Origin of the sequence: Georgenia satyanarayanai, assembly GCF_900116375.1 — a bacterium.
Taxonomy (GTDB): domain Bacteria; phylum Actinomycetota; class Actinomycetes; order Actinomycetales; family Actinomycetaceae; genus Oceanitalea; species Oceanitalea nanhaiensis.
Genome location: NZ_UETB01000003.1, coordinates 110,890 through 133,666 on the forward strand (window position 1 = coordinate 110,890; position 22,777 = coordinate 133,666).

The window sequence follows — 22,777 nt, forward strand, 5'->3', positions numbered from 1 at the left end:
CGTCTCGTCCTCACCCGGCGTCTCGTCCTCACCCGGCGTCTCGTCCTCACCCGGCGTCTCGTCCTCACCCGGCGTCTCGTCCTCACCCGGCGTCTTGTCGTCGGCGGGGTCCTTGCTCGGGCTCGGGGCGGCGCTGAGCACCATGGCGGTGGACGTCCGGGTGACCGGCGTCTTCGTCAGCCCGAGGCCGGCGTCGGAGGTGTGGATCTCGAAGTGGAGGTGCGGGCCGGTGGAGTTGCCGTTGCTGCCCACCTCGGCGATGACCTCACCGGCGCTCACGTGCTGCCCCGGCTCGACGAAGACGCCGTCGGGGTACATGTGGACGTACCAGCTGTAGAAGGTCGTGTCCTCGACCGTGTGCTCGATGATGACGAGCTCGCTGGACCGGCCCAGGCGTCCGGCCCCGGTGTAGACGACCGTGCCGTCGGTGACGGCGTGGATCGGCGTGCCGAGGGGCGCAGCGAAGTCCACACCCATGTGCATCGTGTACGAGCCGACGATCGGGTGGATGCGGTAGCCGTAGGGCGAGGTCATCCGGTAGGTGCCCGGCGCCACCGGGTAGCTGGCGCACAGCGGGGAGTCGCGGAAGGGATCGGTGTGCGCCTTGAGCGTGGCCACCGACTCGGCAACGAGCGTGACACCACCACCGAGCCCGAAGTCCTCCCCCGGCGCCAGGGGCTTGAGGGCCTCCACGGGCTCCGCCTCGAGCGAGAGGTCCGCCGTGACGAACGCGCCGCCCGGGACCTTGACCGGGCTCGGGGGCGCCGTGCCGGCGGTCGCCAGGGCGGTGGTCCCCACGAGAAGGGCGGCGCAGCCGACGAGTCCTGCCCGCCGGAGCCGTGCGAGCCCGCCGGCACGAGGGCTGGGCGCAGGGACGTCGACGGTGGGCGCCGACACCTCCCCTGCAGTCAGTGACATCCACGTCCCCTTGAGCTCACGGCCGCGCGGGCACGCGGCTGGCCCAGCGTAACCGAGGTCACAGGCCGCGGTCTATCCGCTCATCGGGCAGACCGGACGGGCAGGGCCGTCAGCAGTCGGCGGCGATCATGACGGCGTCGCGGTCGGCGAGGAAGGCGCCGGGGTCCGTCGTCGTCCCGGACTCGTCGAGGTGGATCTCGAGGTGGAGGTGGGGGCCCGTGGAGTTCCCGTTGTTGCCCACCTCGCCGATGACCTCGCCGCCGCGGACCTGCTGACCCTCGGTGACGAAGACGCCGTCCTCGTACATGTGGACGTACCAGCTGAAGAAGGTCTGGCCGTCGATCTCGTGCTCGAGGATGACGAGCATGCTCGAGCGCCCGTCCAGCCCCTCACCCGCGTGGACGACGACGCCGTCGGCGACCGCGTGGATGGGCGTGCCGAGCGGTGCGGCGAAGTCCAGGCCCTCGTGCTTGGACCAGGTCCCCTGGATCGGGTGGACGCGGTTCCCGTACAGGGAGCTCTGCGTGTAGGTGCCGACGGCGAGAGGCATCGCCATGCGCTCGGCCCCGAGCGCGGCTCCGGCGCCGTTGGCGGCGCTGCCGGCGAGCGAGCTGCAGACCGCGGCGTCACGGTCGACGCTGCGCGAGCTCTGGACGAGGGCGCGCGCGGAGGCGCTCGAGTCGGCGAGGATCGCGGCGGTGCTGCCGGCGGCGTCGGAGTCGAGCTGGCGGGCAGCGGCGTCGAGGGCGTCGAGGACGGTCTCGCCGGCCGGGACGGTGGCCACCGAGGGCAGCTCCTCGGCCACGCCCTCGTCCGCGCCGACGAAACCGGCGAGCGGGGCGACGATCGTCGCGGCGCCCAGCGCACCGAGGACTGCGGCGCGGGGCATCCAGCGCGGGGCGTGCATGCGGACCGGATGGCGCGCGGCGGCCTGCTCGGCGGCGCGCAGCTCGGCGCGGCTGCGGTACTGCGTGCGGGCGGGTGCGCTGCCGAGCGGGGCGGTGGCCGTGTGCTGGGCCTCTCCCACGCGTCCGACCGTGCCGTCGAGCGGGACCGTGGCGACGAGCGAGTCGGTGGGCACGGACGCCGCGCGGACGGCCGCCTCTCGGACCGCGAGCTGCTCGGCCCGGCGCTCCGCCTCCCGAAGCTGCCGTCGCGTCACCGGTGCCGTGGAGGGCATCGAGGCGCGCGCGGGCATAGGAGACCTTTCGGTGGAATGGAGGGCGCCGGGCGGTCCCGGCGTGTCACGAAACAGTAACGACACCGGCCGCGCCGAGTCCACAAACGCGTCGCACCCTGTGCACGAGTGGTTCAGGAGGCGGCGCTGTGGCGCTGCATCGAGTCAGACACCTCGCCGACGAGCTCCTCGAGGATGTCCTCGAGAAAGACGACACCGACCGCCGGACCGCCCGGCAGCCCGACCTCGGCGAGGTGGGTCCCGGTGCGCTGCATGACCGCCAGGACGTCCTCGATCTCGTCCGTTGGCGCCACTCGGGGCAGCGCGCGCACCCGCCAGCGCGGGACCGGCTGGGCACGCAGCGCGCCGTCGGCGTAGAGGACGTCCTTGATGTGGAGGTACCCGTGCACGACCCCCTCGAGGTTACGCACCGGGAAGCGGGAGAAACCCGTTCGCGCGACCGCCGCCTCGAAGGCCTCGGGGGTGGTCCCGGCCTCCAGGGTGACGAGGTTCTCATCGGCGACCATGACCTCGGCGGCGTTCTTCTCGGAGAACTCCAGGGCCCCGGACAGCAGGCCCAGCTCGTCCTGGAGCACGCCCTCCCGCTGCGAGCGCTCGATGATCGCGGCGACCTCCTCGGCAGTGAAGGCCGAGGCGACCTCGTTCTTCGGCTCCACGCCGAACAGCCGCAGGACGAGGTTCGCCAGCGCGTTGAGCCCGCGGATGAACGGGGAGAGCCCCCGCGACAGGAGGACGAGCGGCGGCCCGAACCACATGGCCGCCCTCTCGGGGCTGGTGACCGCGAGGTTCTTCGGCACCATCTCGCCGACGACGACGTGGAGGTAGATGACGAGCGCGAGCGCGACGGCGAAGCCGACGACGTGCGCGGACGCGGCGGGCAGGCCGAGCTCGACGAGCGGCCCCTCGACGAGGCGGGCGACGGCCGGCTCGGCCACCGCGCCGATCCCCGTGGAGCAGACGGTGATGCCGAGCTGGGCGCAGGCCATCATGAGCGTCGCGTGCTCCATGGCCCACAGCACCGTGCGCGCGCGGCGGGAGGTCGCGGCCAGCGGCTCGACGCGGCTGCGCCGCGCGGACATGATCGCGAACTCGGCGCCGACGAAGAAGGCGTTGGCCACGAGGAGGACGAGGCCCACGAGGAGGGCGGTTCCCGAGCTCATGCGTCCACCTCCGTCCCACGGGCGCGCAGCCGCTCGATGCGCCGGCCGTCCATGAGCTCGACGCGCAGGACGACGCCCGGCAGCTCGACCTCGTCACCGACCTCGGCGATCCGCCCGAGCCGGGCCATGACGAGGCCGCCGAGCGTCTCGTAGGGGCCGTCGTCGGGGACGACGAGGTGGGCGAGGTGCGCGAGCTCGTCGGGACGCATGACCCCGGGCACCACCCAGCTGCCGTCCGCCGTCTCGTGGGCGCCGGTACGGCGACGGTCGTGCTCGTCGGACACCTCGCCGACGATCTCCTCGACGACGTCCTCGAGCGTGACGATGCCCGAGGTGCCGCCGTACTCGTCGACGACGACGGCCATCTGCATCCCGTCGTCGCGCAGGGAGACGAGCAGCGCCGCCAGGCCCAGGGTCTCGGGCACGCGCGGCGCGGGGATCATGAGGCTGCCCGCCGTCACCGGCACGTCGGCGCGACGGTCGTGAGGCACGGCGATGGCGCGGCGCAGGTTGACCAGGCCGACGACGTCGTCGTCGTCGTCACCGAGGACGGGGAAGCGGGAGTGGCCGGTGCGGCGGGCGGCGGACACGACGTCGGCCGCGGTCGCCGTGCGCGGCAGCGCCGTCATCCGCACGCGGTCGGTCATGACGTCGACGGCGGTCAGCGCCCCGATCCCGATGGAGCGGGTGAGGAGCGTGGCGGTGCCGATGTCGAGCGTCCCCTGCTCCGCGGAGCGGCGCACGAGCGCGGTGAGCTCGCTGGCGGAGCGGCCGCCGGCGAGCTCCTCGACCGGCTCCACCCCGAAGCGGCGCAGGATCGTGTTCGCGTTGCCGTTGAGGAGGGAGATGACCGGACGCAGCACTCTGGTGAAGGCACGTTGCAGCGGCGCGACGAACCCCGCCGTCGCGAAGGGGTCGGCGAGGGCGAGGTTCTTGGGGACGAGCTCGCCGAAGAGCATGGAGAAGCCGTTGACGAGGACGAGGGAGACGACGACGGCGGTCGCGCCGGCCGCCGCGGTGGCCAGGCCGGCGGAGCCGAGCGGGCCGCTCAGCAGCGTCACGAGGGCCGACTGCGCGGTGTAGCCGAGCAGGACGGTGGTGAGCGTGATGCCCACCTGCGCGCCGGACAGCTCGGTCGACAGGTGCTGCAGGGCCCGCTGCACGCCCAGGGCGCGCCTGTCCCCGGCGGCCACACGTCGGTCGACGGTGGCGGGGTCCATCGCGACGAGGGAGAACTCGGCCGCGACGAAGACGGCGGTGCCGGCGGTGAGGGCCACACCGAGCAGGACGAGCAGCCACTCGGTCAGCACCGGCACGCCCCGGGGCCGGAGGAGGTGGGGAGGAGGCCGCCGGGACTCAGGGGCTCGGCGTCCGCCTCACCCCCGGGATGTCGGGGCTCGGCGTCCGCCTCGGGACTCGGGGGGTCCGCGTCCGGTCCCGCGGCGGTGCCGGGGACCTCCAGCGGGCTGGTCTGTCGCTGCGCCATAGTGCGGTCACGATACCGGCAGCAGGTGCACACGGGGGTGCTGCCGGGTGCCGGTGTGCCAGAGTGCACTCATGGCCCACACCGGTCCCCCCACCTCCGATGCCACCCGGGTGCTCGTCGTCGAGGACGAGCCGGACATCGCGGCGCAGATCGCGCACCGGCTCGCCGCCGAGGGCTGGCGCGTCGAGATCGCCGGGGACGGTCCCGGCGGCGTGGCGGCGGCACGGACCTTCCTGCCCGACGCCGTCGTCCTCGACGTCATGCTGCCGGGCCTGGACGGGCTCGAGGTGTGCCGCCGGATCCAGGCCGAGCGCGAGGTGCCGGTCCTCATGCTCACCGCGCGCGACGACGAGACCGACATCCTCGTCGGGCTCGGGGTGGGGGCCGACGACTACATGACCAAGCCCTTCTCCATGCGCGAGCTGCTCGCCCGCCTCAAGGCACTGCTGCGCCGCGCCGAGCGGGCGCGCCGCACGGCCCTGGAGGACGGCGGTGAGCCCGGGGAGGCCCCGCTCACCCTCGGCGACCTCGAGATCGACCGCAACCAGCGCCGGGTGCGCCGCGGCGGCACCGAGGCCCACCTCACCCCCACCGAGTTCGACCTGCTCGTGTGCCTCGCCGCGAGCCCCCGCACCGTCTTCTCCCGCGAGAAGCTCCTCGCCGAGGTCTGGGACTGGGCCGACGCGTCAGGCACCCGCACCGTCGACTCCCACGTCAAGGCGCTGCGCCGCAAGCTCGGCGCCGACCTCGTGCGCACCGTCCACGGTGTCGGCTACGCGCTGGAACCGACCGAGGACGCCGCGGAGGGACGGTGAGCGGCCCGGGCGCCCGGCACGCGCGCACGGGCCTGCGGATGTCCCGCCCGCTCGACCGCTTCGGCTCCCTGAAGATCAAGCTGGGCGTGCTCGTCGCCGTCACCGTCACCGCCGCCGCGTTCCTCACCTGGCTCGGGCTGCGCCACGAGCTGGGCCCCACCCGCACCTTCCCGCTGGCGATCGTCTCCGCGCTCGTCGTCACCCAGGTCCTCGCCCACGGCATGACCTCCCCGCTGCGGGAGATGACGGCCGCGGCCCGCGCGATGGCGCGCGGCGACTACTCGCGCCGGGTGACGGCGACGAGCAACGACGAGGTCGGCGAGCTCGCCCGGGCCTTCAACCAGATGGCCGAGGACCTCGCGTCCGTCGACACCGCGCACCGGGAGATCGTCGCCAACGTCTCCCACGAGCTGCGCACGCCCGTGGCGGCGCTGCAGGCCCAGCTGGAGAACCTCGCCGACGGCGTCGTGCCCGCCTCCCCCGAGGCGCTCGACGGGGCACTGCGCCAGACGCAGCGGCTGGGCCGGCTCGTGGGTTACCTCCTGGACCTGTCGCGGGTGGAGGCGGGCGTCGTCGGGCTCGAGCTCGAGGACGTCGCGGTGCGCACGCTCGTCGACGAGGCCGTCGCCGAGGCGGCCGCGGCCGCGAGCGCCGCGGGGCGGGACGTGCGCTGGGAGGTGACCGTGGAGCCGGCCGAGCTGCGGCTACGGGTGGACCCGGTCCGCATCTCCCAGGTGCTGGCCAACCTGCTCGACAACGCCGTCCGGCACACGCCGTCGGGCACGCTCGTGTCGGTGCGGGCGTCCGCGGCGGCGCTGCGCGGGGAGGTCGTCATCGACGTCGTCGACTCCGGTGCCGGAATCCCGCCGGCCGACCGGGAGCGTGTCTTCGAGCGCTTCCAGCGGGGCAACAGCCCGGCGCTCACCGGGCGGGCCAGCACCGGCGGGACCGGGCTGGGGCTGGCGATCTCCCGCTGGGCGGTGGCGATCCACGGCGGCACGATCGAGGTCGCCGACTCCCAGGCCGGCGAGGGCGCCACCGTCCGGCTGCGGCTGCCCACCCGCGGCCCCCGCCTGCCACGGTCCGCGGGGACGATGCAGGGCCCTGCCTGACACAGCCTTGACCGCCGGTTGGGACTGAGGTCCCGGGCGCGCTGGCAGGACCGCCGATATCGGCCGATCCCCCCTCCCCGCACCGCCCGGTCCGTCCGCATCGCCTAGGCTTGAGAGGCACTTTCTCCTCCATCCACACACGTCTCGGAAGAGGGCGATCCCCGAAGTGTCCACTCAGGAGCACCCTGACCCCGCTGCCGCCGCGTTCGGCACCAATGAATGGCTCATCGAGGAGCTGTTCGAGCAGTACAAGAAGGACCCCGAGCTCGTCGACCCGGCGTGGTGGGACTTCTTCAAGGACTACCAGCCCGGCAACGGCACCACCGAGGACCGGGCCACCCCGCAGCCCTCGAGCAGCCAGCAGCCCTCGGCCCCGCAGCAGCCGCCCTCCGCCGGCACCAGCGACAGCCAGGACGCTCCCGCCGCGGACCCCGCCCCGAGCCGCTCGACCCGCTCGACGAGCAGCGCGGACGAGGCCCAGCCCACGTCCGTGCCCGGCACGGACACGACCGCCGGCAACCCCGCACCCGCCCCGCAGGCCCGCAAGATCGCCGAGACCGTGACCCAGGAGCCCGCCCCGGAGGCGTCCGCCCAGCCCGCCGTCGCCGGCTACACCTCCACGCCCGCCTCCCGCCAGCGCGTCGACGCGCCCACGGACGGCACGGTCAAGCTGCGCGGTCCGGCCGCACGCGTGGTGAAGAACATGGACGCGAGCCTCGAGGTGCCCACCGCGACGAGCGTGCGCGCCGTCCCGGCCAAGCTCCTCGTGGACAACCGCATCGTCATCAACAACCACCTCGCCCGCGGGCGGGGCGGCAAGATCTCCTTCACCCACCTCATCGGCTACGCCGTCGTCGAGGCGCTGGGCAAGCTGCCGGAGATGAACGCCTCCTTCACGGAGGTCGAGGGCAAGCCGGCGATGACGCAGCCCGCGCACGTGAACTTCGGCCTGGCCATCGACCTGCCCAAGCCGGACGGCACCCGCCAGCTCCTCGTCCCCTCCATCAAGGCGGCGGAGACGATGGACTTCGCCCAGTTCCGGGTCGCCTACGAGGACCTCGTCCGCAAGGCGCGGAACAACAAGCTCGCCGTCGACGACTTCGCCGGCACGACGATCACGCTGACCAACCCCGGCACGATCGGTACCGTCCACTCGATGCCGCGGCTCATGGTCGGCCAGGGCACGATCGTGGGCGTCGGTGCGCTGGACTACCCGGCCGAGTACAAGGGCGCCTCGGAGGAGACCCTCGCCCGCGCCGGCGTCTCCAAGATCCTCACGCTGACCTCCACCTACGACCACCGCATCATCCAGGGTGCGGCGTCCGGTGAGTTCCTCCGCATCCTGGAGGAGAAGCTGCTCGGCCAGGACGGCTTCTACGACCGCGTCTTCGCCTCCCTGCGGGTGCCCTACGAGCCGGTCCGCTGGCAGCGCGACGTCCACGTCGACCCGGAGACCGACCTTGGCAAGCCCGCCCGGATCGCCGAGGTCATCCACTCCTACCGCTCGCGCGGCCACCTCATGGCCGACACCGACCCGCTGACCTACCGCCAGCGCCGTCACCCCGACCTCGACATCACCAACCACGGGCTGTCGCTGTGGGACCTGGACCGCACCTTCCCCACCGGCGGTTTCGCGGGCACCACCCGGCTGCCCTTCCGCGACATCCTCGGCATCCTGCGCGACACGTACTGCCGCACCATCGGCATCGAGTACATGCACCTGCAGGACCCCGTCGAGCGGCGCTGGATGCAGTCCCGCCTCGAGACGCCCTACCAGAAGCCCTCCCCCGAGCAGCAGCTGCAGATCCTGCGCAAGCTCGGGCAGGCCGAGGCCTTCGAGACCTTCCTCCAGACGAAGTACGTCGGGCAGAAGCGCTTCAGCCTCGAGGGCGGTGAGTCGCTCATCCCGATGCTCGACACCATCCTCACCGGGGCCGCACGCGACGGCCTGGACGAGGTCGCGATCGGCATGGCCCACCGCGGCCGCCTCAACGTGCTCGCCAACATCGCGGGCAAGTCCTACGCCCAGGTCTTCTCCGAGTTCGAGGGTAACCAGGACCCGCGGACCGTCCAGGGCTCCGGCGACGTCAAGTACCACCTCGGCACGGTCGGTGAGTTCACCGCGCACACCGGGGAGCAGACGCGGGTGTACCTCGCGGCCAACCCCTCCCACCTCGAGGCCGTCAACGGCGTCCTCGAGGGTGTCACGCGCGCCAAGCAGGACCGCATCGACCTCGGCCAGCAGGGCTTCTCCGTGCTGCCGATCCTCATCCACGGCGACGCGGCCTTCGCCGGCCAGGGCGTGGTGACCGAGACGCTCCAGCTGTCCCAGCTGCGCGGCTACCGCACCGGCGGCACCGTGCACATCCTGGTGAACAACCAGATCGGCTTCACCACCGGGCCGGCGAGCTCACGCTCCACCCACTACCCCACGGACGTCGCCAAGGGTCTGCAGATCCCGATCTTCCACGTCAACGGGGACGACCCCGAGGCCGTGGCCCGGGTCGCGGAGCTGGCCTACGCCTACCGGCAGGAGTTCCGCAAGGACGTCATCATCGACCTCGTGTGCTACCGCCGCCGCGGGCACAACGAGGGTGACGACCCGTCGATGACCCAGCCGGTGATGTACTCCCTCATCGAGAACAAGCGCAGCACCCGCAAGCTCTTCACCGAGGCGCTCGTCGGCCGCGGGGACATCACCCCGGAGCAGGCGGAGCAGGCGCTGCACGACTTCCAGGCCGAGCTCGAGAAGGCCTTCACCGAGACCCGCGAGGTGGGTTGGCGCCCGCCGGTCCGCGAGGACGAGCAGGTCGCCGGGCTCGAGCTGCCCGAGTCGCAGCAGGTCGACGCCGGCACGATGGTCGGCTGGCAGACCGCCGTGCCCGAGCCCGTGCTCGGCCGCATCGGCACGGCGCACGTGCGCCCGCCGGAGGGCTTCTCCGTCCACCCCAAGCTCGCCAAGCTCCTCGAGCGACGCGAGGTGATGTCCCGCGAGGGTGACATCGACTGGGGCTTCGGGGAGATCCTCGCCTTCGGCTCCCTCCTCATGGAGGGCACGCCGGTGCGCCTCGCCGGGCAGGACTCGCGCCGCGGCACCTTCGTCCAGCGCCACGCCGTCCTCCACGACGCCAAGAGCGGGTCGGAGTGGACCCCCCTGATGTACCTCACGGGGGACCAGGCGAAGTTCTGGGTGTACGACTCCTCGCTGTCGGAGTACGCCGCGATGGCCTTCGAGTACGGCTACTCGGTGGAGCGGCCCGACGCCCTCGTCCTGTGGGAGGCGCAGTTCGGTGACTTCGTCAACGGCGCGCAGATCGTCGTCGACGAGTTCATCTCCTCCTCCGAGCAGAAGTGGGGCCAGCGGTCCTCGCTCGTCCTGCTCCTGCCGCACGGCTACGAGGGCCAGGGCCCGGACCACTCCTCCGGCCGCATCGAGCGCTTCCTCCAGCTGTGCGCGGAGGACAACATGATCGTGGCCCAGCCGAGCACGCCGGCGAACCACTTCCACATGCTCCGCCGCCAGGCCTACAACCGGCCGCGGGTGCCCCTCATCGTCTTCACCCCGAAGCAGCTGCTGCGCCTGCGTGCGGCGGCCTCCCCGCTGGAGGACTTCACGAGCGGGACCTTCCGGACCGTGATCGGCGACCAGAACGGCACCGAGGGCGACGTCACCCGGGTGCTCCTGTGCTCGGGGCGCGTCTACTACGACCTCGCCGCGCACCGGGAGAAGACCGGCGCGACGTCGACGGCGATCGTCCGGCTCGAGCAGCTCTACCCGCTCGACCAGGAGGCCGTGCGCGCCGAGCTCGAGCGCTACCCGGACGCCGAGGTCGCGTGGGTGCAGGACGAGCCGGCCAACCAGGGCTCGTGGACCTTCCTGTCCGACCACCTCTCCAGCGAGGCCCTCGGCGGACGCGAGCTGCGCCTCGTCTCCCGCCCGGCGGCCGCCTCGCCGGCCACGGGCGCGGGACGGGTCCACAAGGAGCAGCAGGCCGCGCTGCTCGAGTCGGCCTTCGGCTGACCGGAGCGGCACGACGCGGGCCGGCCCCCTCGGGGGCCGGCCCGCGGTAGGTTCGGGGCACTGACGAGAAGGGGACCAGGGTGAGCGAGAGGGACGTACGGATCTGCGTCGTCGGGGACGAGCTGTCCGCGGGGATGGGCGACGCGCGCGGGCTCGGGTGGGTGGGGCGCGTGGTCGCCCGCACGGCCAGCGAGGACCCGCTCTTCGTCACCTCGCTCGCGGTGCCCGACGAGACGTCCACCGCCCTCTCGGGCCGCTGGGAGAGCGAGTGCCAGCGGCGTTTCGCCCCCGGCAGCGACAACCGGCTCGTCGTCGCCCTCGGCTCCGCCGACCTCACCGCGGGCCTGTCCCTGGCCCGCAGCCGCCTGAACCTCGCCAACGTCCTCGACAGCGCGCGCTCCCAGCAGGTCGAGGTCTTCGTCGTCGGGCCCCCGCCCCGTCCCGGTGTCGACGGTGACGCGCTCGGTGCCCTCTCGGACGCCTACGCCGACGTCTCCACCCGCCGCCAGGTGCGGTACGTGGAGACCTTCGCGCCGCTGCGCACCCACGACCAGTGGCTGGCCGACGTCGCCGCGGGCGACGGCGTGCACCCGGGCCAGGCCGGCTACGGCCTCCTCGCCTGGCTGGTGCTCCACAACGGATGGCACGACTGGCTGGGCCTCCCCCACCCGAGCTGACCCCGCCCCCCACATACGCCGGCGAGTACGCACATACGGTCACCAGCGCCGCCCGATCCGGGGCGCGCGGTGACCGTATGTGCGTACTCGCCGGGGGGGGGGAGAGGGGGAGAGGGGGGCCCTGGGTCAGTTGCTGCGGAGCCAGCCGGGGAGGTTCATCGGGTTGATCGTCGAGCCGTTCTTCCACACCTCGAAGTGGACGTGGCAGCCGGTGACGTTGCCGGTCATGCCGGTGTAGCCGATGACGTCGCCCTGGTCGACCCACTGCCCGACGCGCACGTTGAAACGGCTGAGGTGGTTGGTCACGGTGATGTAGCCGCTGCCGTTCATCGTCCCGTGGTCGATGATGACCTGGTTGCCGTGCGAGGCGTTGCCCGGCGCGGGGATCGTCGCCTTGACCGTCCCGCTCGCGGCCGCGACCTGCGGGTTGCCGCACGAGGAGCGGATGTCGACGCCGGCGTGGAACCACTCGTACCCGGCCAGCGGGTGCATGCGCATGCCGTAGGGCGAGGTGACGTACAGCGGGTTCGGCACGGGCGGGACCATCGAGCCCGAGCTGCTGCCGCCGCTCGAGGAGCCGCCGCCCCCGCCACCGGACGAGGACTGACCCCCACCGCTGGAGCCGCTGTTGCTCCGGGCGGCGGCGCGCTCGCGCTCGCGCCGCTCACGCTCCCGGCGCTCCTGCTCGCGCCGCTCGGCCTCCCGCTCGGCGACCGTGCCCGCACGGTCGGCCTCGATGCCGGCGATGATGCCCGCGAGCCGGTCGTCGTCGGCCTCCTTCTGGGCGAGGTCCTCGTTGAGCCGGCCGCGCAGCTCCTCGAGCTCGGCGGCCAGCGCGGTCTGCTGCGCCTGGATCTCGACGATCTCCCGGCGGTGCGCGTCGGCCGCGGCCCGCGCCTCGTCGGCGGCCGCCACGGCCTGCTCGGCCTGCTCGTGCAGCTGGTCGATCCGGTCGCGCACGGCCTGCTGGCGCAGCTCGCGGTTGCGGTTGACGGCGGTGATGGTCTCGAGGTCGGTGATGACCTTCGTCTGGGTGCGCACCGCGGTGTCGACGATCGCCGTCTGGCGGATGAACTCCTCGCTCGAGTCCGCGTTGAGGACGACCGACAGCCCGCTGAGGGAGGCCCCGCCGCGGTAGGTGCTGCGGGCGAGCTCGCCGATCGAGGATCGCGTCGACTCGATCTGCGCGTCGCCCTCGGCCAGCTGCTCCCCGAGGTCGCCGAGCTCGCTCTCCGCGAGGGTGAGGCGGTCGGACACCGCCTGCTCCTCCCGCTCGGCGGCCGCGAGGGCGTCCTCGGCCTCCGCCAGCGCGGCCTCCGCGAGCGGGAGCCGCGCGTTGGCGTCCTCGAGCGCGAGGTAGGCGGTGGCGAGGTCGGCGTTGGTGCCCTCGAGCCGGGACTCGAGGGCCTCGCGCTCGCGGGCGAGCTCCTCGCGCTCCTCCCGCTGCTGACGCAGCTGGCGGTCGTACTCGCGGATCTCGTCGTCGTAGTCGGCGACGGCGGACGTGCCGCCGGCGAGCAGCGCGACGGCGAGGGCCGCCGACAGCAGCGCGCGGACGGAGCGGCGGGGACTACGGGAGCTCGTCATGTCAGACCCTCGTGTAGCGGCTCAGGGACACCAGCGAGCTGATGCCGGCGAGCAGGATGGCGGCGGCGACCAGGAGCGGCGCGATGAGGAGGACGTCGCCGGTGTCGACGAACTGCACCCACTGGAACTCCGTGGCCAGCCACCCCTCGACAAGGTAGCGCGCGGCCAGCCAGAGCCCGCCGACGGCGAGCGCCGCACCGGCGAGCGCGGCGAGCGCGCCCTCGAGCATGAAGGGCAGCTGGATGAAGAGGTTGGAGGCGCCCACGAGCCGCATGATCGACGTCTCGCGCCGTCGGCTCATCGCCGACAGCCGGATCGTCGTCGTGATGAGGAGGACCGCGGTGACGATCATGACGCCGGCGAGGGCGACCGCGAGGAGCGTGGCGCGGTCGAGGATGAGGAAGAGCGGCTCGAGGAGCGCGCGCTGGTCGACGACGTCCTCGACGCCGGGCCGGCCGGTGAGCTCGTCGGCGACCACCTGGTACTGCTCGGGGTCGACGAGCTTGATCCGGAAGGAGACCTGCATCTGCTCGGGGGTGAGGGACTGGGTCCACACCGTGTCGGGCATCTGCTCCTGGAAGGCCGCGTAGGCCTCCTCCTTGGTCTCGAAGAAGACCTCGTCGACGTACGGGGCGAGCGCCTCGGACGCGAGGAGCTCCTCGATGTCGGCGAGCTGCTCCTCGCTCACCTCACCGGTGGCGCAGGTGGGCACCGCGGAGTCCTGCGGGCACATGAAGACGGAGACCTCGACGCGGTCGTACCAGTCGTCCTTCATGTTGCCGATCTGCATCTGCAGCAGCGCGGCGGCGCCGACGAAGACGAGGGAGATGAAGGTGACGAGGACGACGGAGACCGTCATCGACACGTTGCGTCGTAGCCCGGAGGCGAGCTGGGAGAGAACGAACCGTAGTCGCATGTGGGCCCCTACCTCGCCGCCCCGTAGACGCCGCGCGACTGGTCGCGCACCGTGCGGCCGTCCTCGAGCTCGATGACGCGCTTGCGCATCTGGTCGACGATCTCGTCGTCGTGGGTGGCCATGACCACGGTCGTGCCGATCCGGTTGATCCGGTCGAGCAGCCGCATGATGCCGATGGACGTCGTCGGGTCGAGGTTGCCGGTGGGCTCGTCGGCCAGCAGGATCGCGGGCCGGTTGACGAAGGCGCGGGCGATGGCCACACGCTGCTGCTCACCGCCGGACAGCTCGTGGGGCATGCGCTTCTCCTTGCCCTCCAGCCCCACGGTCTCCAGGACCTCGGGGACGGTGGTGAGGACGTGGTGGCGCGGCTTGCCGATGACCTGCAGCGCGATGGCGACGTTGTCGAAGACGGTCATGTTCGGCAGCAGCCGGAAGTCCTGGAAGACCATGCCGATCTGCCGGCGCAGCTGCGGGACGCGCCACTGCGAGACCGTGGACAGGTCCCGGCCCAGGGCGAAGACCTGCCCGGACGTGGCGCGCTCCTCGCGCAGGACGAGCCGCAGGAAGGTCGACTTGCCGGAGCCGGACTGGCCGACGAGGAAGACAAACTCGCCGCGCTCGATCTCCAGGGTCACCTGGTCCAGCGCGGGTCGCGCGCCCCTGGCGTACACCTTGGAGACGTTCTCGAATCGAATCATGCTCTGGGGCCAGTCTCGGAAGTGGGGGAAGGCGGAACTCTGGCCTTCTCGAGAGTAGGCACGCGGCTGCCCCGGTTCCCCGGCGACACGCCGACGGCGGCGCCCGGGCCGCGGCCGTGCGCCGGGTCACGCTACCGGCGGATGTACCCCTGCTCCGTGGCGGTCGAGACGGCAGCGGTCCGGGACCCGACGCCGAGCTTGGTGTAGATGTGCGCCAGGTGTGACTTCACGGTCGCCGGGCTGAGGTAGAGCTCGGACCCGACCTGTTGGTTGCTCAGGCCGCGCGCGACCAGCTGGAGGATCTCGACCTCCCGGGGACTGAGCGCCTCACCCCGCCCACGCACCCGGTCCATCAAGCGGGCGGCGATGGCCGGAGCCAGGGCGGACCTGCCTCCGGCTGCGGCCCGCACCGCGGCGGTGAGCTCCTCCGGCGGGGCGTCCTTGAGGAGGTAACCGGTCGCACCCGCCTCCACCGCCGCGAGGATGTCGACGTCCGTCTCGTAGGTGGTGAGGATGAGCACGCGCGGACCCCCGGGACGTGCGGTGATGGCGGCAGTCGCCCCCGAGCCGTGCATGCCCCCGCCGAACTGGAGGTCCATGAGGACGACGTCGACGGCGGTCGTCCCGCACAGCTCGACGGCCTCCTCCGCCGTGGCGGCCTCCGCGACGACGACGAGGTCCGGTTCGGTCTCGAGCACGGCCCGCAGCCCCGCACGGACCACCGGGTGGTCGTCGGCGAGCAGCAGCCGGATGCGCGACGCGCTCACGGCGTCACCGCCCCACCGGCGCGCGGCAGCCGGACCGCGACCACGGTTCCTCGCCCGGGCGCCGACTCGACCGTCAGGGTGCCGTGGAGCACCTCCGCCCGGGCGCGCATCGTGGTGAGGCCGAAGCCACCGTCCCCGGCAGGATGGACGTCCTGCGCGTCGAAACCCACGCCGTCGTCGGCAACCTCCAGGCGGACCTCGTCGCCGACGACGCCGAGCACGACGCGCGCGCGGGTGGCCGAGGCGTGCTGGACGACGTTCGCCAGCGCCGACTGCGCGACCCGCAGCAGGGCCACCTCGTGGCTCGTCGGCAGCTCGTCCGGCGCCGCGGAGACGACGACGGCAGTGGGCACGCCCGCGTCGGTGGTGGCGGCAGCGAGCCGCTCCAGCGCGGCCGGCAGTGCACCGGCGTCGAGCCCCGGCGGCGTCTCGTCACGCACGAAGCGACGTGCCTCGGCGAGGTTGTCCACGGCTGCCTCCCGGGCGCGGAGGACGTGGCCGGCCGCGACGTCCGGCCGGTCCGGCAGCGCCCGTTCCGCGGCGCGCAGGAGCAGCTGGATGCTCGACAGGCCCTGAGCGAGCGTGTCGTGGATCTCCCGGGCGAGGCGCTCCCGCTCGGTGAGCATCCCGGCGGCGCGCTCGGCAGCGGCCAGCTCGGCCCGGGTCTCGGTGAGCTCGAGGATGAGCCGACGACGGGCGTCACTCTCTCGGTACAGCGCCTGGTAGCCGAGCACGGTCGCCACCGCCACCGCCGCTCCCAGAGCCGGGCCCACGACCATCGGCGCGGTGAACGTGTGCTGGTGCCAGCCGAAGCCGGCGACGGCCGCGGCAGTCGTCGCCGCGACGGCCAGCAGGCCAGGTCGCAGGGGCAGGAGGTGGAGCTGGAGGAAGAAGAGCGGGAAGGCGAGCCACACGGCGTCGGCGGAGAAGGTCAGGAGGACCAGCCAGCAGACCGCGACGGCGGCGAGCCACAGCGCGGCCGCCCGCGGCGAACGACGCACCCGTGGCACGAGCGAGCCGGAGCCGTAGACAGCGGCCATGACGCTCGCCGACGCGACCACGGCACCGACGCTCGGCACCTCCGACTGCCGGGTGACCGCACGCAGCACCGCGAGCCCGAGCATCGCGAGCACCAGCAGGTGCAGGCACAGGCGCAGCACCCGCAGCACGGGGGTCAGCGCGTCGGGGTTCACAGGACGCCCAGCGTAGGCGCGGCGACGTGCGGCGGCATCGGCCGAAAGGTCTAACGGCGTATCGATCGGCCGGCCACCGGAACGCAGCCGAGCGCCCGATGCCCCGCAGGGCCCGTAGTCCGGAGGCTGGGACCAGCGGCGGGGAACCACCCCGGCACCGAGACGTGAGGAGGCCTGATCGTGTTCCTGGCCTGGAGAGACCTGCGATTCGCCAAGGGGAGGTTCGTTCTCATGGGGGCGGTCGTCGTGCTCATCACCGTGCTCGTCGGGCTGGTCTCCGGACTGACCGCCGGGTTGGCACGACAAAGCACCTCGGCGATCACCGACCTGCCCGCCGACCACCTGGCCTTCGCCGCCCCGGCCGACGGCGAGGGAGTCACCTTCACGGCCTCCGACGTCGCGGAGCCCACCTGGCAGGCCTGGGCAGCGCGGCCGGGCGTCAGCCGTGCCGAGCCACTCGCCGTCATGACCACGAGAGCGCAGTCCGGGAACGCCACCGCGAGCGTCTCGAGCTTCGGCGTGCTGCCAGGCTCCGGCCTGGCCCCCGCCGAGGTCACGGCCGGCACCGTCGTCCTGTCGTCCACCGCCGCCGGGAACCTGCGTGCCGGCGAAGGGGACACGATCACGCTCGCCGGCACCGATCTCACAGTGTCCGCCGTGGCCGGGGACGACTCCTTCAGCCACACCCCCGTCGTGTGGGCGGCGCTCGACGACGTCCAGCAGCCCGGCCACGATGGCACGCCGGTGGCCACCGTGGTCGCCCTGAGCACCACCGACACGGCCGGCCTCGCTGCCGCCGACGCCGAGCTCGGCACGGAGACGGTCAGCCGCGCCGACGCGCTCAGCGCGGTCGGTTCCTACACCTCGGAGAACGGCTCGCTCCAGCTCATGCGCGGGTTCCTGTTCGCCATCTCCGCGCTGGTGATCGGCGCGTTCTTCACGGTGTGGACCATCCAGCGCTCCGGGGACGTCGCGGTTCTCAAGGCGCTCGGCGCCTCGACGGGCTACCTGCTGCGTGACGCCCTGGGCCAGGCCGTGGTGCTGCTCGCCCTGGGTACCGCCCTCGGGATGGCGATCGTCGCCGGGCTCGGCCTGGCGATCGGCGGCGCCGTGCCCTTCGTCCTCAGCGCGTCGACGACGCTGCTGCCCGCACTCGTCCTCATCGTCCTCGGTGTCCTGGGCGCCGGCCTCGCCGTGCGCCGGATCACCTCCGTCGACCCCCTGACCGCACTTGAGAGCACCCGATGACCCTCGACCTGTCGCACATCACCCTGACCTATCCCGACGGCACGTCGCGGCTGACCGCGCTCGACGACGTCACCATGACCGTCCCGGCCGGCACCGTGACTGCGCTGGTCGGCCCTTCCGGCTCGGGCAAGTCGAGCCTGCTGGCAGTCGCCGCCACGCTCATCACCCCCGACTCGGGGCGCGTCGTCATCGCCGGTACCGACACCACGGGGCTGAGCCGCGGCGAGCTGACCGACCTGCGCAGGGCCAGCGTCGGGACCATCTTCCAGCAGCCGAACCTGCTGCCGTCCCTGACGGCGGTCGAGCAGCTGCAGGTGGTCGCCCACCTCGCCGGGACGCCCGCGGCACCGGCACGTGCCCGCGGGCTGGACCTCCTCGACGCCGTCGGTCTGGCCGACCGCGCCGACCACCGACCGCACCAGCTGTCCGGGGGGCAGCGGCAGCGGGTGAACATCGCCCGGGCGCTCATGAACGAGCCCGCGGTGCTGCTGGTGGACGAACCGACGAGCGCACTGGACCACGAGCGCGGCGCGGCAGTCCTCCACCTCCTCACCGCCCTCACCCGCGAACGCGGCACCGCGACGGTGCTCGTCACGCACGACCGATCTCAGCTGGGCGGTGTGGACGCCGTCGTCGAGGTCCACGACGGCGTGTTCACCGCGCGCAGCGAGCTCGCCTCCATGGGCTGAGTCCCACGAGGCGGGTGGACTCAGGCGGCGTCGCCCTCGTGCTGCTTGCGCCAGCGGATGCCGGCCTCGATGAAGTCGTCGATCTCGCCGTCGAACACGGCCGACGGGTTGCCCTGCTCGTGCTCGGTGCGCAGGTCCTTGACCATCTGGTACGGCTGGAGGACGTAGGAGCGCATCTGGTCCCCCCAGCTGGCCTTGACGTCCCCGGCGAGGGCCTTCTTCGCCGCGTTCTCCTCCTGCTGGCGCACGAGGAGCAGGCGGGACTGCAGGACGCGCAGGGCGGCGGCCCGGTTCTGGATCTGGGACTTCTCGTTCTGCATCGAGACGACGATCCCGGTGGGGATGTGGGTCATGCGCACCGCGGAGTCGGTCGTGTTGACGGACTGCCCGCCGGGACCGGAGGAGCGGAACACGTCGACCTTGATCTCCGAGTCGGGGATCTCGACGTGGTCGGTCTGCTCGATGAGCGGGATGACCTCGACGGCGGCGAAGGACGTCTGGCGCCGGCCCTGGTTGTCGAAGGGGGAGATCCGCACGAGGCGGTGGGTCCCGGCCTCCACGGAGAGGTTGCCGAAGGCGTAGGGCGCCTTGACCTCGAAGGTCACGCTCTTGAGCCCGGCCTCCTCGGCGTAGGAGGTGTCGAGCACCTTCGTCGGGTAGCCGTGCCGCTCGGCCCAGCGCAGGTACATGCGCATGAGCATCTCGGCGAAGTCGGCGGCGTCGACGCCACCGGCACCCGAGCGGATCGTCACGACGGCCTCGCGCTGGTCGTACTCCCCGGACAGCAGCGTGCGGATCTCCAGGTCCTCGAGGTCCTTGCGGATGGCCACGAGCTCGGCCTCCGCGTCGTGGAGGAAGGCGTCGGCGTCCGCGCCGTCCTCCTCCTGGCCCAGCTCGACGAGGGCCTCGAGGTCCTCGATGCGCTGGCCCATGCGCTCCACGCGGCTGAGCTCGGCCTGGGCGTGGGAGAGCTGGCTGGTCACCGCCTGGGCGGCCTCCTGGTCGTCCCACAGGTCGGGGGCGCCGGCCTTCTCGGAGAGCTCGGCGATCTGCGCGCGCAGGGCGTCCGGGTCCGTCACCGCGCTGATGGAGCGGTAGGTGGAGCGCAGGTGCTGGATCTCGGTCGGGAAGTCGATGGCCACGATCACCCAGGCTACGCGATCACGGCCGGCGACGAGTCCGCGGGCCGCCTCAGCCGAGCACCAGGCGGACGGCGAGCAGGAGCATGACCACGCCGATGACGACGTCCAGCACCCGCCAGGTGCCGGGCCGGCCGAGCAGGGGGGCGGCCGCCCGCGCGCCCAGGCCGAGGGCGGAGAACCACACGACGCTGCCGACGACGGCGCCGGTGGCGAACCACCAGCGCCCGTCCGCGTACTGGTTGGCGATCGAGCCGAGCATGAGGACCGTGTCGAGGTAGACGTGCGGGTTGAGGAAGGTCAGGGCGAGCGTCGTGGTGACGACGCGGCCCCGTCCCCTCCCCCGGCTCTCGAGCGGGTCCAGCACCTGCGCCCGCCGGGCGCTCCACAGGGAGCGCAGCCCGTAGGCGGCGAGGTACGCCGCACCGGCCCACCGCGCCACCGTGAGCACGACGGGGTGCTCCTGGACGAGGGCGCCCACCCCGCTGACGCCGACGACGATGAGCAGGGCGTCGGACAGCGCGCAGATCGCCACGACGACGCCGACGTGGTGGCGGGTCAGGCCCTGCCTGAGGACGAAGGCGTTCTGCGCGCCGATCGCGACGATGAGGGACAGGCCCGTGAGCAGGCCGGCGAGGAGGGGTGCCACGCCGACGAGGCTAGGATCGCGGACGGCTGAAGCCAAGCGAAAGTTTGTGCAGCGGCATTAGCGTTGCTTCATGACCCTGCGTCCGGAGCAGCTGGCGGCGCTCGTCGCGATCGTCGACGAGGGCAGCTTCGAGGCCGCCGCCCACCACCTGTCGGTCACACCGTCCGCGGTCAGCCAGCGCATCCGCGCGCTCGAGAGCCAGGTCGGGCAGGTCCTCCTCCTGCGCACCACCCCGAGCCGTGTCACGGAGGCCGGCGCCGCGGTGCTCCGCACGGCCCGCCAGCAGCAGCTCCTGGAACGCGAGCTGCGCGCCGAGCTGTCCGCCGCCGGCGGCACGGGCACGGCGCCCCTGCCCGTGGCGGTCAACGCGGACTCGCTCGCCACCTGGTTCGTGCGGGTGCTCGCGGAGTGCGCCTCGTGGCCCGACGTCAGCCTGCGGCTCCACGTCGAGGACCAGGGCCACTCCGCCACCCTCCTGCGCACCGGGGCCGTCCTCGGTGCGGTGACCTCCGAGCCCGTCGCGGTGCAGGGCTGCTCGGTCGAGCCCCTCGGCACGATGCGCTACGTCCCCGTGGCCGCACCGGAGCTGGCCGAGCGGTGGACGCGCGGACGCACCGTCGACTGGGCGGGCATGCCCGTCGTGCGGTTCAACGCCAAGGACGACCTGCAGCAGCGGGTGCTCACCGCCCGCGGCGTCACGGCGTCACCACCGACCCACGTGGTCCCGTCCTCCGAGGGCTTCCTCGCCGCCGTCCGTGCCGGTCTCGGCTGGGGTGCCGTGCCGGAGGAGCAGCTGGGGGACGACGTCGGGCGCGGACGCCTCGTCCGCCTCCCGGGGCGCGACCGGATCGACGTCCCGCTGCACTGGCAGCGCTGGCGCCTGCGCTCCGAGCGGATCGACCGGGTCACCGCGGCGGTCCGCTCGGCGGCGACGACCCTCCACCCCTGAGCGGCTCCCGCTGCTCAGAAGGTGTAGGCGATGACGACCATGGCGATGAGGACGACCGCGATGACGGCGGTCGTCACGCGCCACCACAGCGGCTGCACGGGTCGGTGGCGCTCGCCGTCGTCACGCAGCTCCGGGGGCAGGTCACTCATCGCCGTTCCTTCCGTCGGTAGGCAGGGGTCCCGAGGGCCAGCACGAGGAGGGCCAGCACCATGACCGCGATGATCACCGTAGCCATGGCGACGGCGTCCTCGCCGAGGACACCGACGAGCGGGCTCACGACGCCGGCGATCCCGGCCTGCGAGGCGCCGATGAGCGCGGCGGCAGAGCCCGCGCGCTCGCCGTGGCGGCTGAGAGCGAGCGCGCTCGCGTTGGGCGGCACCACGGAGTTCACGCTGAGGAGGAGCCACAGCGGGACGACGATCCCCACGAGGCCCCCGATGTCCCGCGAGGCGATGACGTAGAGCGCGACGGCGAGCACCGTGGCGACCGGCACGGCGACCCGCATGATGTGGAGCGGGTCGAAGCGCCGGACGATGGCGGCGTTCACCTGCGCGCCGAGGACGAGGCCGATGCCGTTGACCGCGAAGAGGAGCGCGAACTGTGTCTCCCCGAGCCCGTACTCCACCTGGAAGACGAAGGGCGAGCCGGCGACGTAGCTCATCAGCGCGCCCAGGCCGAGACCCGGCAGGATCGCGAGCGCGACGAACTCCCGGTCGCGCAGCAGCAACCGGTAGCTGCGCAGCGCCCCACCCAGCCCCTCGCTGAGACGCCGCTCGGGGGGCAGCGACTCGGGCAGGAAGCGCCACATGAAGCCCATCAGTGCCAGGCCCAGCGCGGCGAGCACGCCGAAGACCGCGCGCCACCCGGCGAGGTCGGCGACCAGGCTGCCCGCCGTCGGGGCGAGCAGGGGAGCGACGCCGATGACGAGCATGAGCCGGGAGAGGATCGCCGAGGCGGTGGCCCCGCTGTAGCGGTCACGGATCACGGCCATCGCCGTCGTCATCGCGGCGGCGTTCCCGATGCCCTGGATGATGCGCAGGACGAGCAGCGGGACGATGCCGGCCGCGAAGATGCACAGCACCGAGGCGATGACGTGGAGCAGGACCCCGATCATCACCGGCCGGCGCCGGCCGTAGCGGTCGGACAGCGGGCCGGCGAGGAGCTGGCCCGCGGCACCGCCGATGAGCACGCCGGTGATGGTGCCCTGGACGAGTGCGGGCGTCGTGTCGAGCTCGGTCGCCACCACGGGCAGCGACGGCAGGTACATGTCGGTGGTGACCGCGGGCAGGGCGGCCATGACGCCGACGAGGAGGATGAACTTCGCGCTGGGCCGCGGGGACCGCGGGGCGAGGTTGGTCACCGATCAATGGTGCACCACCGTCGGGGCTCGCCCCTGCCCGGGTCCGCCCCGGCGGTGTGACTCCTGACTCAGTCGTCCGAGACGGTCACGGTGACGTCGATGTTGCTCCGGGTGGCGCGGGAGTAGAGGCAGACCTGGTGCGCTTGGTCGGCCAGCTCCTGGGCCTGCTCGTGCGGGACGTCGGGAAGCACGACC

Annotated in this window: 21 protein-coding genes; 7 read left to right on the plus strand and 14 right to left on the minus strand. The window is 72.9% G+C overall.

Translation table 11 applies throughout. The features are described 5' to 3' along the window. From DSZ44_RS06350 to DSZ44_RS06365, 4 genes are all read right to left on the minus strand, one after another. On the minus strand, positions 1–918 hold a 918-nt coding region (locus DSZ44_RS06350; protein ID WP_220035109.1), incomplete at its 3' end, for a M23 family metallopeptidase. Between the two features lie 109 nt (positions 919–1,027). After that, a complete protein-coding gene (locus DSZ44_RS06355; RefSeq protein WP_110851773.1) occupies positions 1,028–2,116 on the minus strand; it encodes a M23 family metallopeptidase in 1,089 nt (362 codons plus the stop codon). 113 nt (positions 2,117–2,229) lie between these two features. After that, on the minus strand, positions 2,230–3,276 hold the full coding sequence (locus DSZ44_RS06360) for a hemolysin family protein (RefSeq protein WP_110851774.1): 1,047 nt from the start codon (positions 3,274–3,276) through the stop codon (positions 2,230–2,232). After that, positions 3,273–4,583 carry a hemolysin family protein gene (locus DSZ44_RS06365; protein ID WP_181424558.1) on the minus strand — a complete coding sequence of 437 codons (1,311 nt, stop codon included), beginning with the start codon at positions 4,581–4,583 and terminating at the stop codon, positions 3,273–3,275. Before DSZ44_RS06365 ends, DSZ44_RS06360 begins: the two co-directional genes overlap by 4 nt. A 250-nt stretch (positions 4,584–4,833) precedes the next feature. Between DSZ44_RS06365 and DSZ44_RS06370 the strand changes: the two genes are divergently transcribed. The 4 genes from DSZ44_RS06370 (at position 4,834) to DSZ44_RS06385 (ending at position 11,387) form a co-directional block, all read left to right on the plus strand. Continuing rightward, a complete protein-coding gene (locus tag DSZ44_RS06370; protein WP_110851776.1) occupies positions 4,834–5,577 on the plus strand; it encodes a response regulator in 744 nt (247 codons plus the stop codon). Further along, complete coding sequence (locus tag DSZ44_RS06375) at positions 5,574–6,689, plus strand: sensor histidine kinase (protein WP_258369268.1); 1,116 nt, start codon at positions 5,574–5,576, stop codon at positions 6,687–6,689. The genes DSZ44_RS06370 and DSZ44_RS06375 overlap by 4 nt, the downstream gene beginning before the upstream one ends. Positions 6,690–6,855: 166 nt before the next feature. Next, positions 6,856–10,710: a multifunctional oxoglutarate decarboxylase/oxoglutarate dehydrogenase thiamine pyrophosphate-binding subunit/dihydrolipoyllysine-residue succinyltransferase subunit gene (locus tag DSZ44_RS06380; protein ID WP_110851777.1), complete on the plus strand. Its 3,855-nt coding sequence runs from the start codon at positions 6,856–6,858 to the stop codon at positions 10,708–10,710. 80 nt (positions 10,711–10,790) lie between these two features. After that, positions 10,791–11,387 (plus strand): GDSL-type esterase/lipase family protein, encoded by a 597-nt coding sequence (locus tag DSZ44_RS06385; protein WP_110851778.1) that lies wholly within the window; start codon positions 10,791–10,793, stop codon positions 11,385–11,387. Positions 11,388–11,513: 126 nt separating this feature from the next. Here DSZ44_RS06385 and DSZ44_RS06390 read toward each other — a convergent pair whose 3' ends face one another. The 5 genes from DSZ44_RS06390 to DSZ44_RS06410 form a co-directional block, all read right to left on the minus strand. Continuing rightward, positions 11,514–12,974 carry a M23 family metallopeptidase gene (locus DSZ44_RS06390; protein WP_110851779.1) on the minus strand — a complete coding sequence of 487 codons (1,461 nt, stop codon included), beginning with the start codon at positions 12,972–12,974 and terminating at the stop codon, positions 11,514–11,516. Between the two features lies 1 nt (position 12,975). Further along, positions 12,976–13,890, minus strand: a complete 915-nt coding sequence (gene ftsX / locus DSZ44_RS06395) for a permease-like cell division protein FtsX (RefSeq protein ID WP_110851780.1) — start codon at positions 13,888–13,890, stop codon at positions 12,976–12,978. Positions 13,891–13,898: 8 nt separating this feature from the next. Continuing rightward, positions 13,899–14,588 carry a cell division ATP-binding protein FtsE gene (gene ftsE / locus DSZ44_RS06400; protein ID WP_110851781.1) on the minus strand — a complete coding sequence of 230 codons (690 nt, stop codon included), beginning with the start codon at positions 14,586–14,588 and terminating at the stop codon, positions 13,899–13,901. 131 nt (positions 14,589–14,719) lie between these two features. Next, entirely contained in the window at positions 14,720–15,355 is a 636-nt protein-coding gene (locus DSZ44_RS06405; protein WP_110851782.1) for a response regulator transcription factor, read from the minus strand. After that, positions 15,352–16,548: a sensor histidine kinase gene (locus tag DSZ44_RS06410; RefSeq protein WP_258369269.1), complete on the minus strand. Its 1,197-nt coding sequence runs from the start codon at positions 16,546–16,548 to the stop codon at positions 15,352–15,354. The genes DSZ44_RS06405 and DSZ44_RS06410 overlap by 4 nt, the downstream gene beginning before the upstream one ends. 180 nt (positions 16,549–16,728) lie before the next feature. Between DSZ44_RS06410 and DSZ44_RS06415 the strand changes: the two genes are divergently transcribed. Both DSZ44_RS06415 and DSZ44_RS06420 read left to right on the plus strand, forming a co-directional pair. Continuing rightward, a complete protein-coding gene (locus DSZ44_RS06415) occupies positions 16,729–17,796 on the plus strand; it encodes an ABC transporter permease (RefSeq protein WP_110851783.1) in 1,068 nt (355 codons plus the stop codon). Continuing rightward, complete coding sequence (locus tag DSZ44_RS06420) at positions 17,793–18,485, plus strand: ABC transporter ATP-binding protein (protein ID WP_110851784.1); 693 nt, start codon at positions 17,793–17,795, stop codon at positions 18,483–18,485. The genes DSZ44_RS06415 and DSZ44_RS06420 overlap by 4 nt, the downstream gene beginning before the upstream one ends. Positions 18,486–18,505: 20 nt before the next feature. On the opposite strand, the gene prfB is transcribed toward DSZ44_RS06420, so the two are convergent. Beyond that, positions 18,506–19,627, minus strand: coding sequence for a peptide chain release factor 2 (gene prfB, locus DSZ44_RS06425; RefSeq protein ID WP_110851930.1), 1,122 nt, complete (start codon positions 19,625–19,627; stop codon positions 18,506–18,508). 49 nt (positions 19,628–19,676) lie between these two features. Beyond that, entirely contained in the window at positions 19,677–20,273 is a 597-nt protein-coding gene (locus DSZ44_RS06430) for a LysE/ArgO family amino acid transporter (protein WP_110851785.1), read from the minus strand. A gap of 70 nt (positions 20,274–20,343) precedes the next feature. On the opposite strand from DSZ44_RS06430, the gene DSZ44_RS06435 reads away from it, so the two are divergent. After that, a complete protein-coding gene (locus DSZ44_RS06435) occupies positions 20,344–21,222 on the plus strand; it encodes a LysR family transcriptional regulator ArgP (protein WP_110851786.1) in 879 nt (292 codons plus the stop codon). A gap of 14 nt (positions 21,223–21,236) precedes the next feature. Here the strand turns inward: DSZ44_RS06435 and DSZ44_RS18735 are convergent, their stop codons facing one another. From DSZ44_RS18735 to DSZ44_RS18530, 3 genes are all read right to left on the minus strand, one after another. Then, a complete protein-coding gene (locus tag DSZ44_RS18735) occupies positions 21,237–21,371 on the minus strand; it encodes a hypothetical protein (protein ID WP_258369271.1) in 135 nt (44 codons plus the stop codon). Then, positions 21,368–22,582 (minus strand): multidrug effflux MFS transporter, encoded by a 1,215-nt coding sequence (locus tag DSZ44_RS06440; RefSeq protein WP_258369273.1) that lies wholly within the window; start codon positions 22,580–22,582, stop codon positions 21,368–21,370. Before DSZ44_RS06440 ends, DSZ44_RS18735 begins: the two co-directional genes overlap by 4 nt. Positions 22,583–22,650: 68 nt before the next feature. Continuing rightward, positions 22,651–22,773 carry an OsmC family protein gene (locus DSZ44_RS18530; RefSeq protein WP_373681235.1) on the minus strand — a complete coding sequence of 41 codons (123 nt, stop codon included), beginning with the start codon at positions 22,771–22,773 and terminating at the stop codon, positions 22,651–22,653. Positions 22,774–22,777 lie beyond the last annotated feature (4 nt).

What these genes read in the sequence shown, in the direction of transcription:
- DSZ44_RS06390 (WP_110851779.1), bottom strand. Translation starts at nt 12,974, where the DNA reads ATGACGAGCTCCCGTAGTCCCCGCCGCTCCGTCCGCGCGCTGCTGTCG.
- ftsE (WP_110851781.1), bottom strand. Translation starts at nt 14,588, where the DNA reads ATGATTCGATTCGAGAACGTCTCCAAGGTGTACGCCAGGGGCGCGCGA.
- DSZ44_RS06355 (WP_110851773.1), bottom strand. Translation starts at nt 2,116, where the DNA reads ATGCCCGCGCGCGCCTCGATGCCCTCCACGGCACCGGTGACGCGACGG.
- ftsX (WP_110851780.1), bottom strand. Translation starts at nt 13,890, where the DNA reads ATGCGACTACGGTTCGTTCTCTCCCAGCTCGCCTCCGGGCTACGACGC.
- DSZ44_RS18735 (WP_258369271.1), bottom strand. Translation starts at nt 21,371, where the DNA reads ATGAGTGACCTGCCCCCGGAGCTGCGTGACGACGGCGAGCGCCACCGA.
- DSZ44_RS06420 (WP_110851784.1), top strand. Translation starts at nt 17,793, where the DNA reads ATGACCCTCGACCTGTCGCACATCACCCTGACCTATCCCGACGGCACG.
- DSZ44_RS06435 (WP_110851786.1), top strand. Translation starts at nt 20,344, where the DNA reads ATGACCCTGCGTCCGGAGCAGCTGGCGGCGCTCGTCGCGATCGTCGAC.
- DSZ44_RS06360 (WP_110851774.1), bottom strand. Translation starts at nt 3,276, where the DNA reads ATGAGCTCGGGAACCGCCCTCCTCGTGGGCCTCGTCCTCCTCGTGGCC.
- DSZ44_RS06370 (WP_110851776.1), top strand. Translation starts at nt 4,834, where the DNA reads ATGGCCCACACCGGTCCCCCCACCTCCGATGCCACCCGGGTGCTCGTC.